11 protein-coding genes are annotated in these 13416 nt (G+C 52.6%); 1 reads left to right on the plus strand and 10 read right to left on the minus strand.

Annotated elements, in window-relative coordinates:
• The coding region (locus tag ACTQZF_RS06420; RefSeq protein WP_441554848.1) for a transposase at positions 1-277 on the plus strand (277 nt) is incomplete at its 5' end.
• 256 nt (positions 278-533) lie between these two features.
• Here ACTQZF_RS06420 and ACTQZF_RS06425 read toward each other — a convergent pair.
• From ACTQZF_RS06425 to ACTQZF_RS06470, 10 genes are all read right to left on the minus strand, one after another.
• On the minus strand, positions 534-1970 hold the full coding sequence (locus ACTQZF_RS06425) for a zinc-ribbon domain-containing protein (protein ID WP_441554849.1): 1437 nt from the start codon (positions 1968-1970) through the stop codon (positions 534-536).
• A 30-nt stretch (positions 1971-2000) separates the two neighbouring features.
• On the minus strand, positions 2001-3239 hold the full coding sequence (locus tag ACTQZF_RS06430) for a hypothetical protein (protein WP_441554850.1): 1239 nt from the start codon (positions 3237-3239) through the stop codon (positions 2001-2003).
• A 28-nt stretch (positions 3240-3267) separates the two neighbouring features.
• Positions 3268-4122, minus strand: a complete 855-nt coding sequence (locus ACTQZF_RS06435) for a zinc-ribbon domain-containing protein (protein ID WP_441554851.1) — start codon at positions 4120-4122, stop codon at positions 3268-3270.
• Entirely contained in the window at positions 4109-7081 is a 2973-nt protein-coding gene (locus ACTQZF_RS06440; protein ID WP_441554852.1) for a VWA domain-containing protein, read from the minus strand. The genes ACTQZF_RS06435 and ACTQZF_RS06440 overlap by 14 nt, the downstream gene beginning before the upstream one ends.
• A 19-nt stretch (positions 7082-7100) precedes the next feature.
• Complete coding sequence (locus ACTQZF_RS06445) at positions 7101-7745, minus strand: zinc-ribbon domain-containing protein (protein WP_441054634.1); 645 nt, start codon at positions 7743-7745, stop codon at positions 7101-7103.
• Positions 7746-7760: 15 nt separating this feature from the next.
• Entirely contained in the window at positions 7761-8399 is a 639-nt protein-coding gene (locus ACTQZF_RS06450) for a zinc-ribbon domain-containing protein (protein WP_441554853.1), read from the minus strand.
• 691 nt (positions 8400-9090) lie between these two features.
• Positions 9091-9477, minus strand: coding sequence for a hypothetical protein (locus tag ACTQZF_RS06455; protein WP_441554854.1), 387 nt, complete (start codon positions 9475-9477; stop codon positions 9091-9093).
• A gap of 289 nt (positions 9478-9766) precedes the next feature.
• Positions 9767-10465 (minus strand): phosphoribosylglycinamide formyltransferase, encoded by a 699-nt coding sequence (purN, locus tag ACTQZF_RS06460; RefSeq protein ID WP_441554855.1) that lies wholly within the window; start codon positions 10463-10465, stop codon positions 9767-9769.
• Positions 10455-11558, minus strand: a complete 1104-nt coding sequence (gene purM, locus ACTQZF_RS06465; protein ID WP_427717964.1) for a phosphoribosylformylglycinamidine cyclo-ligase — start codon at positions 11556-11558, stop codon at positions 10455-10457. The genes purN and purM overlap by 11 nt, the downstream gene beginning before the upstream one ends.
• 156 nt (positions 11559-11714) lie before the next feature.
• The gene (locus tag ACTQZF_RS06470) at positions 11715-13385 is read right to left on the minus strand and encodes an amidophosphoribosyltransferase (protein WP_441054644.1); all 1671 of its coding nucleotides are present in this window, start codon (positions 13383-13385) and stop codon (positions 11715-11717) included.
• Positions 13386-13416: the final 31 nt, after the last annotated feature.

Below are 13416 nucleotides of genomic sequence, written 5' to 3' on the forward strand. Positions count from 1 at the left end.
GGAGAGGACCAACCGGGAGATAAAGCGCAGGTCGCGCGTCGTGCAGGTGTTCCCCTCCACGGGCTCGCTGGTGCGGCTCGCGGGCGCGGTCATGTGCGAGCAGGACGAGATATGGCAGGAGTCCAGGTACTTCTCGGAGGCGAGGATGAACGAGCTCTACGACGACGGTCGCACCCGGGGGATCGACGGTCCCGTCGATTGGGCGCGGCTCGAGGCGGAGGCAAGGAAGATGCTCGAGTCCGGCCTCGAGCTTGCGGACAGGGTCGAGGCGGCATAGGATATCAACCGTATTCCAGATTCTGGGACGCCGGGCCGACTCGCTTCGGATCGGGCACTACACCAACTTTCTCGACACTACCGCGAAACATATCGTCATCCTCCAAATGGCGGAACGCCTTTGCATTGATTTTGGGTTTATTTTTCTATCACACTCCCGATGACGCATTATCAATTGCTAATTACTGTCGCTAAAGAAAAACGCCTCGTGTCTCTTTTCAGACACGAGGCGGAGCGATGTGCAGATAGCGCAGCGATTATTTACCTTTGGCCTTTGACTCAAGCAGGTCCCTTTGCTGGTTCGCGAACTCAACCGTTTCTTTTATCGAATAGGTTTTCTCATTGTCCGCCCGCCCATTCGACTCGCCAGCGCTGTCATACTCAGTCCCGTTTAATCGAAAATACTTCCCAGCGCCCAAGCCGCTTGAATACCCAAGACCCGTAATCTCATTCCATTTGTCTGGTTCTTCTTCCTGGCTAATCTCTTCACCATTTACTCTATACGTAGACGATTGACCGCCATCGGCACTCGCCGACGGTGTCATTGTAGTGAAAACCGTTGCAGCGAGCTTTCCCTCTTTATCGGCTGTAACGACAAAATTCTCAAACGTTGTTATGTCATTAGCCATATACATCGACTGTGCAAACAACATCGTTGTTGGACGTTTATCAATTCCGTCTAAAACATATAGGTAGCTTGCGCCCTCAACCGTAGGGTATACATTGAAACAGCCTATTTGTTTAAGCTGACTGCCGTCCACCGTCCAGACTTCGATGGTTTTCAGGTAATACTGTCCGTCCATCATATTGGCATAGTCATCGCTCACTATATCCTTTGCGTCCATCGGGTGGGCAACCACCAACTCCTCAAAGCCGTTACCGTCAAGATCGACCAGATCGATAAATCCAACACCATCGCACGATGACGCACGCCAGTCATCACCACTCGACATCTCAAAATAGCGAGCTTTACCGTACTTCTTCTCAAGTCCTTCGACTTTATCTAGATACAGCTTATATTTTTCCGATACGGACAGTTTTCCCTTGTTATCACCTTTATCTTTCGTTCCGTCAGACTTCCGGTCATCCGCCTTTGTATCATCTTTGTCGGATGGCTTGAACTCGACATTCACGTTGCCGCCATTTGTCACTGACACATCGGCCTTAAGATTTGCATTTGTAGAGGGGTCCTTCGTCGAAATCGTATAACCACCCGATGTCAAACCCAGTTGAGTGGGAGAAAATTCATCCCCATCAACATGATGGGTAGTCGTCACTCCATCAGAATCAGTCACGCTCAGGTCGTAGTCCTTGAGCTTCTCGCCATCTTTACCGTACAGCGCTATCTTTGCATCGGGAGCAATTCTTACCGTTTTAGAACGCCCATATGACACAGATGATATAGCTGGAGAAAAATCAGACGATTCACCTGTCGTCCCGCTATAGTAAATAACACCGGCACCAAGTAGCACAAAAAGCGCAACGATCACGCCACCCACGACAATTCTTTTCCGCCTGATTGTCTCACCCGGCCCTTCCTCCTCAGGACGATGTCCACTCTCGCCATCCGGCGAAACATCCATCTTTTGAGTCTCTTCGTATTTCATGACCGCTTTTGCCCCAAGGGGAGCTCCGCACTGTGGGCAAAATTTCTTTCCTTCAGAAATCTCTTTTCCGCATGAGGTGCAATACATAATTCAATCCTTTATTTCTCGCTTGTTTCGTCACTTTTTGCCCTGATCGCCGATTTTACTTACACCAAGCGGCAAGAGTTGAGCAGTTGCCTCTCCGCTCATGCTTGGATTCAAAATCACATATAGATCGTCCGCCTCAACAAGGTAGGAAGCGTCATCGCAAACCACAGACTGGATATCCACCGCATCGATATCGATTCCGTTCGACTCTGCATACCTCTTAATTGCCGACTGCGCCTTCGCGTTGCGATTTTCTTGCGTTATGCCGAAATAACTTTCGGGCGAAACGGGGTCACCTGTTTGAATATCAAAAAAACTACCGGTCATGGCACTTGATTCGTCACCTGACTCATCGCCATAAGTAAATGAGCATTTTATGGAAGCCAACTCCCGCAACTGGTCAAGCATGACAGCGCTCTGGGCGTATCCAGTCTCAAGAGGATCGCCGCTTGTCTCCGTCCAGTTTCTAGCATTCTCACCCGCAGCATCAAACCGCTCTTTGAGTCTCTGGTTAATCGCCCATGAAGAAATATCGTCGTTATCTTCGGTTATCTGGACATACGCCCACTGATTCGAGTAACCATGGGTCTCGCTTCCTTTTGTATATGAAACATTTACTGTCTGTTTTGTCTCTTCGACTCCATAATGTCTAACCTGCTTGAGCCCCTCTATGCCGTCCGCAGGTTTAAAACGGATGGAATCAGGCTCACCCGCTTCATCTTTCACATCGATGACGATATGAGCGTATTCATACGCCTCCTTGCGCTGGCTTCCCTCAAAGACCCTCATACAATAGTCTCCAAGCGCGATGTCAGAAAAGCTATCGAACGAGAATGAGCCTCCTTGCTTTAGACTCAAAACTGCACCGTCTCTATCCCCGACCGCCGCACCGCCACGCGGTATAAGCTGCACGGCACCGTCATCAATTGGCTCCCCGTTAGAACCACATACGACAATCTTGGTATCGGGATTAACGCATAGGTCATCGCTCCCACCATATCGGACAATGCGAACGGCATCACTACCGCCCGAAAACACGTGCGAAAGCAGTGTCTTTCCCTCGTCGTTCACACCCACCATACATGCGCTAGCGATCGCCAGCGCGACTACGATCAACGCTCCGAGCGCGATATGCGTACCCTTTTGCCTAGATTTACGACCGCTCTGAACAGGAATCCCATGCAAATACTCGTCGTCAACGGCGCACCCACAATGTATGCAGAATTTCTTTCCGGGATCTATAATCGAGCCACACTTCGGGCACTTCATATCAAACACCTATAGCAATAGCGAACAGTTACCAATTGAATTGCGGCATCCATAGATACCATTTGTTACCGATCTTTATCGTATAGACACCAAGGCTCGCAACATCACTACTCTTGGTCTCCCCCTTCTTCAAGGCAGGTAAATCATCCAGGGCAGTGACCGTAACATCAGCCCCAAGCTTATATCCAGCCGTTACCTGATCATCGATGCCATATTCACTTATCTTGTCATTAATGCTGTCGACATCATCCGAATCAAGCTGATCACCAAGCTTAATTGTTGCATTGACGTCCATTTTGTCGAGATAATCTGCAACAGAAGACACGGAACCCATTCCATATTTGAATGCATCTTCCGCCATATCGATAATGTCCTCTTTAGTCATGCTGCTATTTTGGAGCTCAGCATTAATAACCTCGGGCGGAAAGCCGTCAATATAAGCCTCCGCGAATTCTCGAATCGAATCCTCATCAGCACCGCTCGAAAACACCTTATTCAATGGGTCATTGAGCGTCTGGGCCATCTCATTAGCGGTTCCTCGTCCACCGCCGCCCCCAACGAAATTGCCGAAAGCGCAAATCGCAACAACAACAATCACCGCGGCAACAACAGGCAGAACGAGTTTTTTATTGAATTGTACCTTATGGATCGATTGCGAGCTTGGCACAAGGCTGGGGCTTGGCTTGTGAGACGGTTCGCCGTTTTTTCCCAACTGCTGTCCACATTCGCCACAAAATAAAGCGCCCGGATCAAGCCTTGCACCACATCGTGGACAATACGAGATAAAGGTATCCTTGCGGGGAACTTCTGGCATAGGCTTGCCACAAGACCCGCAAAATGCCACTCCGTCCGGGTTATTCGCTCCGCAACTAGGACAAAACATTTTTGTTTCCCTCCTGTTTTCCTACAGCTCTTCGAATCATGCCCAATGCTAGAAATGTGCTTGCGCCAAGAATTGAAAGGTAGATGACCTTCATGAACAGAGAGTTATCGACCGCACGGGCTTTGCTGTTGGCACTTGCCTCCAACGCCCTATCCGCAAACCCATCTCCGTCATCGTCTATTTCCATGCGCGTTTTAACGTCTCCATTGATTCCCACCACCGCTTGCATCGCAGGGTTAACCGAAACATCAGTGAATGAGCGCCGATCGGAATAGTCGCCCGCACTATCCATGAAGTCGCATTCGACCGTCATATCACCAGATCCCGTTCCTTCAATTCTCAATTGATACTCATCATCTGAGCGCAGGCGTATTATCTTGACCTCGTTTGCACGTGTCGTATCGCCCGTGCCTTCGGTTTCAATCTGTACGGTCCCAAAAGACGTTCTCCTGGTTCCGGTTTCTTCAGAAGAGAGCGTTTCCCCGTTACGCGCAACACTCACGTCAACTGGACATGCAACGCGAATATATGTGTAACGAACACCGTTAATCTCTGCAGCAATGTCCTCAAAAAAGCCCTTGAGGTCATCTTCGTTGGCAACATTGAAGTAGCAGCCCTCGCTTGCTATCGAACGCATTAGATCCTGTCCCGAAGCATCGAGATTAAAACCCAAGGTATAGAGCTTGATGTTCTCACTCTTGTATTTTTCAGCGCGGGCTTGTATCTGTTCTTCGTTTTCACCTGTTGTCGGCAACCCATCAGACATCAGAACTATTATTTTCCTTTGCTCACTCTTTTCGCCCGCCCCAGCATCCGATAGTAATTCGTGACCTCCGGACAACCCCAAGCCGATATCGGTGCCACCATTCGAGTCAATCGAATTAATTGCTTCCGCAGCGTAATCTTTACTCTCGCTCAGGGCACATGATGCAACCAGGTCGGAGCTGTACGCGCAAACCCCAAAACGAGCACCTTCTACATCGATGTCGTCAATCATTTTATTGGCGGCTTTTTTGACATTAACCTCCGGATCGCCATCCATAGAACCCGATGAATCTAAAACAAGAGAAATATCTACAGGTTTTAGGCTGCTTGCATCCTGTGGATTCTGCGCTTTTCCGGAATCATTCGAAGCGGCCCACTTTAAAGCAGCGTTGAATTTCGCGCTGTCTACAGGCAAGTTGACCTCAACGAAGGCAGATTTTACACGTTGAGCACGAGAAGCATTCATGCCCATCGACGATGACTTGGCCAATCGTGCCGCCATCATAGTAAACAACCTTGCAAATTCTGGAAAATCAGCGGTCGATGAAAGCATGTTCGTAACCATGAATGTCAGTGTACCAAGTTGTTCGGTGGTTATGGGAGACCCAGTTAGGCTGTTGTCTCCACACATTAGATACGCAGCATGGGATATAACGGTGCTGTTAATATGGCAATCCCTTAGGACAAACAACGTGTTGTCGTTCCACCAGCCGTCTTTTTTGTAGCTACTCGGATACCATCCCGTCCTATCTGCCCGACGTGACGTTCCTTCCATACACCATTCGATAGAGTTATCGAATATCCCATTGTCCGCCTCATCCCTAATTACATAGGACATAATGTCGCTTATTGCTTCTCCCAGCGACTTTTTCTCCGATTCCTCGCCTACCGATGCGGGGCTTATCTCGTTGACAACTCCATGTGTATACTCATGAGCAAGCGTTGAAAGCGTGTAGTATTTCTTACTCTTGCTGACAGAAATAAGCGAAATCGGATTCCCCGGGCTCCAGCCCTGAATTTGGGCATCCGACACCCCTGCATTGGTCAAACCGTAGACGGCACCGCCCACTCCATCTGCACCGCTATAACCCAAATGATTAGCGTAGTAGTCGTATGATTTTGAGAGGGCGTCTTGAAGCGCATCCGCCTTCTCATTCGCTTTGTCGATTCTCAGGTCCTGAGTATCCCTCAGGAAATATCTCGCTTTATCTTTGCTTTCGCCAAAGCAGGGTGACCCTTCATAGGTGCCAGTAAGGACTCGATCCCCGTTCTCGTCTACCCAATAATCTAAATCGTCGCTTATCCGATATATTTTCCCGGACTCTCCATATGCAGACAGTCTTTTTTTTGCCCATTTAACTGCTTTTTCTTTAAGCTTAGTTCCATCTAAAATATAAATATGGCGTTGTTCGTCTGCATATCGGCAGGTTCCGTTATTTGACACGTGCTGCGATTTCTTCTGATCTTCCACTTGCACTGGCGACCGTATCGATTCGTTTTCATCTACCAGATTCGTCTTACAAAGCACATCTCCGCTCACAGCCGAAACAACCACTTCAGATATTCCATTATCATTGGACAGTTCGATGACCCAGGCCCTTTCGATATCTCCATTGTCGCGAGCATACAGAACCGGCTTACTGCTCAACGTCTCGGCCCCATTAAGAGCGCCTTTAGCCACATCAACGGCCCCATCTACATCAACAGATCCCTCTTCGCCAAGCCAGCGTGTCGGAACACAGTTCGACGAAATGCCGATGGCTGCTCCATCCCCAGCAACCGCAACCGTTGCACATCTACCATATACGGGAATGTTGTCGGCTGTCTGATCAAACCGATAGAACGTTATTCCGTTGCTAATGGTTTCCTTTGCAGGAATTAACTCTATTATCTTTTCGCCGCCTGAACCCTTATTAACTATATCGGAAACAAACGCAATTGCATCTTCACCGCTTTCTATCACATCGCTTGCGCCTGAACAATCAATGACTGATGAAGTTTTGATATTTGTACTTGCGCCAGGGTCAACGACCCCTGCCGCCGCAACAACGTCCTCGACAAAATCAAGTACCGATTCACGCAAGCCCAATACGTTGTGCAACCAAATGCCAGCCACCATCAGCAAAGCGAGGCCCACCACCATCAGCTTGGCAGCTGCAGACCTCGCCCGATGTCGTTTATTCCCAATCATCATTTATAAAGATTCGTTTTATCTACTTATTTATGGATGTCCGCGACAAATAGGCGCAAATGCCCGTCATGGCCGCGCTGGGTATCACGAAGAGCGAAACTTCGGGCCACACCGAATTCATAAAAGCGTAAATGCACATCGTCGTTGTGCTGTGAAACGTATTGTCATCCGCATAAGGACCGATAAAGCCCACCAGCACCAATGAAACCAGAACGATCATTCCGAACTGAACCGCGATGAATTTCCAATCTTCACAGCGCATCGAACCCGGTTTCAGACGCTTTATAACTCTTAAAAAAGCATCGAGCGGAACAAAAACAAAAGACAGGGAGAAGACTGCGTAGATAAGCACGCCCATGGCAGGCTCTATTCCGCTGTACATGCCCATAAGATTCGTAACCTTCTCGAAATTAGAGAAGAACGCGACCGCGGCACTGGCCGCCATCAAACCACCGACAATGAACGCACCCGCCAAAGCAATCTTTTCGATGGAAGACAGCGATCCCAAAAAAGCCTCTCCCGTTGCATGACCTTTTATCGGCGGCACCGGAGTCTGCAGAGCCGGAGGTGTTTGGTTTTCTCGTGAGCTGCTTTCAATCTTTTGGCCGCACGAAGGACAGAACACAGCTTCGTCTGGAATTTGTGTTCCACAATGCCCGCAAAACATAACTCTCACCCCTTGCTACAAAACTCGACCGCATTCACCGCAAAAAACATCATCTGCCTCAACCGGTGAGCCGCAGTCGGGACAGACCGCGGACCCCACAGTCACCTTTACGGCTGTGTCCTCGGGCTCTACCGGGTTCGGTTCTATACTCATTTGACTAGAGACCTGTTCATTTCGACGCCTTACTGGCGACCCGCACTGCATACAGAACTGCTTTTCCTCACCGTAGCTGGCACCGCAGGCCGTACACACCCAATCGCCTTCGAACGCACTTTCTGTCGGCATCTTTGCGCCGCAGCCTACACAAAACGCAAAGCCAGTTGAATTGACTGTGCCACATTTGGTGCATGTTATTCCATGTCCTCCGCCGCTATTCCCTTGGTTTCCGCCCTGAAGCTGTACGAGCTGTCCGCGACACACTGCCATACGCTCTTCAATATCAGAAATAGAGGCAAACTCTTGCGAAAAGGCACTACAAACATCGTCGTTGCTCCTGCATCTTTCGTAAGCAATCTGGCCAAGCTGTTGTATCAAGTCTTTTTTCTGAGATTGCAGCCTGGTGATTTCAGCCTGAATCTTCAGGCCCCTTGTTGCCTTATCAGCCGAATCGATTCCGCGACCAAGATAGTACGATGCACTGTCCATGATCCCCATGGCACCCTCCTCTTATCGACTGTCTCATTGTTTCCCGAAAAGCGTCGCATCGCATTAACATTTGATAATGCCCAAGAAGTTGGATTTATTCTGGATTGAGATTTGTTTGCTGCACAATTCATTTGGAGTAGGAAGCACGTCGACTGAGCCACTTTTAGACGTTATGCTGCACGCGAGCACTGGGGTCTGCGCTCCACAGTCCCTCAGTTGGTATAACTCCAACAACGGATTGCACTCTCATTAAGCTTAAAATTTCGGATTTCTACAGAGCAGCAGAAAGCATCCCTCAAATTTTGTCCATTTATAATTCGTTGCTTGAGAGTGCATGCCACAATCACTGGAAAGTCGAAAACGTCATCAGGCACCTCAGCGCAAAGAATCGATACGAATGGTTTCTGAGAGAATATCCTGGACTGATCGATGCTATTCCCCATAGGTATATAGCATCGTTCTTAGGAATGACTCCGGTAACCCTGTCTCATGTTCGAAGTCAGCATTGGACTCGATCGGCATCTGCGCAACAACCGCACTAGCAGCAAACGGCTCAATCTGAGCAAAAAGAGGATGCGGACTGGTGAACAATTTATACTTTGATGTGTGCCGGGCTCGTGACAATGATGTTTGTCACGAGCCCGGCACGGTATTCATCTATGGCATTCCCCATCTTCACACGTTCGGCGTGTCTTAGCTCTCATTCTCTCGTGTACGTTTCGTGGTTGATAACAAGCTCATCCCCATTGAGAAAATAGAGCATATCATTCGCCTCTTCAGCTTCCTCTTTGCTGCTAGCTTTCTTCCAATGTTGAGAGCTGATATTTCCTTGACTGCTGCTTAGAACCAATGTCTTGTCTTCTTGAATCGTATAGCGATCGCAGCTTTCCAGCCACGCACCGTTATAGGTAAAAGGAACCGAACAGTCACCATTCTCATCAAATTGGAGTATTTCGTCTCCATCGTCGTTTGCCCAAGTTCCAACAATCGACTTCTCACCACATCCAACTAGACCAATCAGCGGGACAGAAGCCGCGGCAACGGCCATTTTAATTGCTGTTCGTCTCGTAAATAATTGTGCACCCATCTTTGCTCCCAACAGACAGCACCCGTACAAAACATAATTTGATTATCCCCATAAGATTATTTAGCGCATTATCATTTAATAATAGTCCGGCGTATCCCGAGCATAAAGAAGAGCAAATGGCTCTATTAGGCTAAATTAATCTCTTGCCGGATCGCGCCTCTTGGCGAAGCAATTGGACTATGAGCATCAAGTTGTGGCAATCGTTTGCCTCAAACAACGTAGATCTCAATGCATAAAAAATGGCGGTTAAGCGTACCTCCGACGCTTAACCGCCAACACAAACCAACGACTAGTGTACCGGATCAATTGCCACCTTACCGCTCTCCAGCACGTGGACGCGGCCGTCAGCGAGCATCTGCACGACCTCGGGATACAGCACGTGCTCGATCGCATGGATGTGCTCCTCGAGTGTGTCGACATCCCAGCCTTCCTCAACGGCCAGCGCGCGCTGGGCGATGATGGGGCCGTTGTCGTAGATCTCGTTGGCAAAATGCACGGTCACACCGGTCACCTTGACGCCGCGCGTAAAGGCATCGTCGATCGCATGCGCACCGGTAAAGCTCGGCAGCAGCGCCGGATGCAGATTGACAACGCGGTTGGGGAACGCCGCCAGCAGCGGCGTATGCACCATTCGCATGTAGCCAGCCATGACCACATACTCGCAGCCGCGCTCGAGAAGCTCGTGCGCAATAATCTCGTCGGCGGCGATAGGGTCGGCGTAGACATCCTTGGAGAGCGTCAGCGTCTGGATACCCGCACGCTCTGCACGCTGCAGGCCCTTGGCCGAAGGACGGCTCGACACCACGAGCTCGATCGAAGCATTGAGCTTGCCGGCGGCGATCAGGTCGATCAGCGCCTGCAGGTTGGTGCCCGAACCGCTGATGAGCACGCCGATCTTGAGCGGCTCGGTGGTATCGGTACCGGTCGGACGGGTGTAGGGCACAAAGTCCAAGCCCTCGGCGGCAGCCGTCTGCTCGTTAGCGCTCATCGGAGTACACGACCTTACCGGAGCCCTCGACGCATTCGCCCACGCGGAACGGCTTCTCGCCCAGCGCGACCAGGGCATCGGTTACCGCGGCCTCATCTTCGGGGGCGACAATCAGGCACAGGCCGACGCCCATGTTGAAGGTCTTGCATGCCTCGTTGGGCGTAAGCTCGGCCTGGTGCGAAACATAGGTGATGACGGGCGGAATGTCCCAGCCCATCTCGGCGCCATTGCGGGTGACCACGGCGTCGACGTCGTCGGCCAACGCACGGTTAAGGTTCTCGGTGATGCCACCGCCGGTGATATGGGCGATGGCGTGCACCGGAGCGCCGCCGCGGAGCAGCTCAAGAATCGGCTTGACGTAGATGCGCGTGGGGGCCAGCAGAGCGTCTGCCAGTGATGCGCCGCCGAGCTCCTCGAGCGGACGGCTCAGCTCCTCGGCCTTAGCGGCGGCCTCGGGCGTACCCGGCTTGATGCCGTCAACGCCGATGACTTTACGCACGAGCGAGTAGCCGTTGGAGTGCACGCCGGTGGAGGGAAGGCCCAAAATCACGTCGCCGGGGCGGACGTTGGCGGGGTCGAGCATCTTGGGACGGTCGACGACACCCACGGTAAAGCCGGCGAGGTCGTAGTCGGCGGGAGCCATGACGCCCGGGTGCTCGGCCATCTCGCCGCCCACGAGCGCGCAGCCCGCGAGCTTGCAGCCGTCTGCCACGCCCTTGATGATCTTTGCCATGTGCTCGGCCTCGATGTGGCCGATGGCAACATAATCCAGGAAGAACAGCGGCTCGGCGCCCGAAGCCAAAATGTCGTTGACGCACATGGCGACCAGGTCCTGGCCCACCGTCTCGTGACGGTCCATGATCTGGGCGAGGACGAGCTTGGTGCCCACGCCGTCGGTACCGCTGATCAGAATCGGGTCTTCCATATCCTTAAGCGCGGCGGCCGAGAACAGACCGCCAAAGCCACCGATGCCGCCGATAACCTCGGGACGGTTGGTATCCTTAACCATTTGCTTAATAGCGTCGACGGCGCGGCCGCCCTCGGCGGTATCGACGCCGGCATCCTCATACGTCACATGCTTGCTGTCGCTCATCTGAGCCTTCCTCTCCCACTACCGTTTGACACACAGACGCCAAACAGTGCTCATAGTTGCGTTCATATCGGCGCACACCGCAGCGGTGCGCGCCGTCATATCAACAAAACAGCAGGTAAAACCTACCAAAATAAACCTGTCCCTAAATGGCAGGTTCTAGGCCTCGCCGTGCTTCTCTTCCCAGCTGCGGTCATCGTATTTCTCGACCACGGCGTCGTCGCCAAAGTGCAGCGGCTTATCCAGGTTGCGGGGCTTAAAGCCCTCCATAAACTTGTCGCGGCCAAAGCTCTCGGGAATAGCCACGGGATAACGGCCGGTAAAGCACGCATCGCAGTAGCCGCCCTTGGGCATGACCTTCAGCAGGCCCTCGACCGAAAGGAAGGCGAGCGAATCGGCGCCAATGTACTCGCAGATCTCATCGACCGTCTTGTTAGCGCTGATGAGCTGCGACTGCACGTCGGTATCGATGCCGTAGAAGCACGGCCAGATGACCTCGGGCGAGTTGATGCGGATGTGAATCTCCTTGGCGCCGGCGTTGCGCAGCATCTTGACGAGCTGCACCATGGTGGTGCCGCGAACGATGGAGTCGTCGATGACGACCAGGCGCTTGCCCTCGATATTGTCGCGCAGTGGATTGAGCTTCATGCGCACGCCCATGGCACGCAGCTCCTGCGTGGGCTCGATAAACGTACGGCCCACATAGCGATTCTTGATGAGGCCCTCGCCAAAGGGGATGCCGCTCTCGCGCGAATAACCCTCCGCAGGCGGCAGACCGGAGTCGGGCACGCCGATGACCAGGTCGGCATCGACGGGCTCCTCGTGTGCCAGCTGACGACCCATGTCGTAACGGCAGGCGTAGACGCTCTTGCCATTCATGATGGAGTCGGGGCGGGCAAAGTAGACCTGCTCAAAGATGCAGTTAGCGGGCTCTTCGGCAGCGGGCACACCCTGCTCGGATACCAGGCCCTCGGCACTGATGCGCAAGATCTCGCCGGGACGGACATCACGGACGTACTCGGCACCCACAATGTCGAGCGCGCAGGTCTCGGAGGCAACGACCCAGCCGCCAGCGCGCGTGACATGAGCGGCAGCGTCGACCCTCGCGGCGTCGTCTTGCGACGGTAGCTGCGAAACGGATGCGGCGTCGGCCTGGTCCAGGCCCTCGTCCACGAGCTTGCCCAGCACCAGCGGACGAATGCCATGCGGGTCGCGGAAAGCGTAGAGTGCCTGCTCGTTGATGAGCGTCATGGCGTAGCCGCCGCGCACGAGCTCCATGGTCTTGCGAATGCCCTCGCGCAGGTGGCCCGTACACTGGGTAAAGTAGCCAATGAGCTTGGTCGCGACCTCGGAATCCGAATTGGAAAGGAACGGCACGCCGAGCTCGATCAGCTGGCGGCGCAGCTCGTCAGTGTTAACCAGGGTGCCGTTGTGCGCAAGCGCGATGATGACGCTGTTGATGGTGGAAAGATGCGGCTGCGAGGCTTCCCAGCTCTTGGCGCCGGCGGTGCCATAGCGCACGTGGCCCACAGCCAACTGGCCGGAGAGCGTCGACAGGTCGGCGTTGGAGAACACGCGATCGAGCAGTCCCAGGTCTTTGCGAACCATAACCGTGCCGCCATCGCCCACGGCGATTCCCGCCGATTCCTGGCCGCGATGCTGCAGCGCACGCAGACCAAAGTACGTCAGTCGAGCCACGTCGCGATCGGGCGCCCACACACCAAAAACGCCGCATTCCTCATGCAGCTGGTCGGAGTCCGGATCGTACGTCGACATGGTCGTCACCTGTCCCGTGGCACGCTCGGCCGCGCGGATGGTTTCTTGAGACATGGCATCCCCTCAGAGCCTCGTTATTTGGCGT

This window comes from Collinsella sp. LCP19S3_H3 (genome assembly GCF_052119145.1).
Classification (GTDB): domain Bacteria; phylum Actinomycetota; class Coriobacteriia; order Coriobacteriales; family Coriobacteriaceae; genus Collinsella.

Excerpts from the sequence above, each read along its gene's own strand:
- ACTQZF_RS06425 (WP_441554849.1), bottom strand. The coding sequence starts at position 1,970 with ATGTATTGCACCTCATGCGGAAAAGAGATTTCTGAAGGAAAGAAATTT.
- ACTQZF_RS06430 (WP_441554850.1), bottom strand. The coding sequence starts at position 3,239 with ATGAAGTGCCCGAAGTGTGGCTCGATTATAGATCCCGGAAAGAAATTC.
- ACTQZF_RS06435 (WP_441554851.1), bottom strand. The coding sequence starts at position 4,122 with ATGTTTTGTCCTAGTTGCGGAGCGAATAACCCGGACGGAGTGGCATTT.
- ACTQZF_RS06440 (WP_441554852.1), bottom strand. The coding sequence starts at position 7,081 with ATGATGATTGGGAATAAACGACATCGGGCGAGGTCTGCAGCTGCCAAG.
- ACTQZF_RS06445 (WP_441054634.1), bottom strand. The coding sequence starts at position 7,745 with ATGTTTTGCGGGCATTGTGGAACACAAATTCCAGACGAAGCTGTGTTC.
- ACTQZF_RS06450 (WP_441554853.1), bottom strand. The coding sequence starts at position 8,399 with ATGGGGATCATGGACAGTGCATCGTACTATCTTGGTCGCGGAATCGAT.
- ACTQZF_RS06455 (WP_441554854.1), bottom strand. The coding sequence starts at position 9,477 with ATGGGTGCACAATTATTTACGAGACGAACAGCAATTAAAATGGCCGTT.
- purN (WP_441554855.1), bottom strand. The coding sequence starts at position 10,465 with ATGAGCGCTAACGAGCAGACGGCTGCCGCCGAGGGCTTGGACTTTGTG.
- purM (WP_427717964.1), bottom strand. The coding sequence starts at position 11,558 with ATGAGCGACAGCAAGCATGTGACGTATGAGGATGCCGGCGTCGATACC.
- ACTQZF_RS06470 (WP_441054644.1), bottom strand. The coding sequence starts at position 13,385 with ATGTCTCAAGAAACCATCCGCGCGGCCGAGCGTGCCACGGGACAGGTG.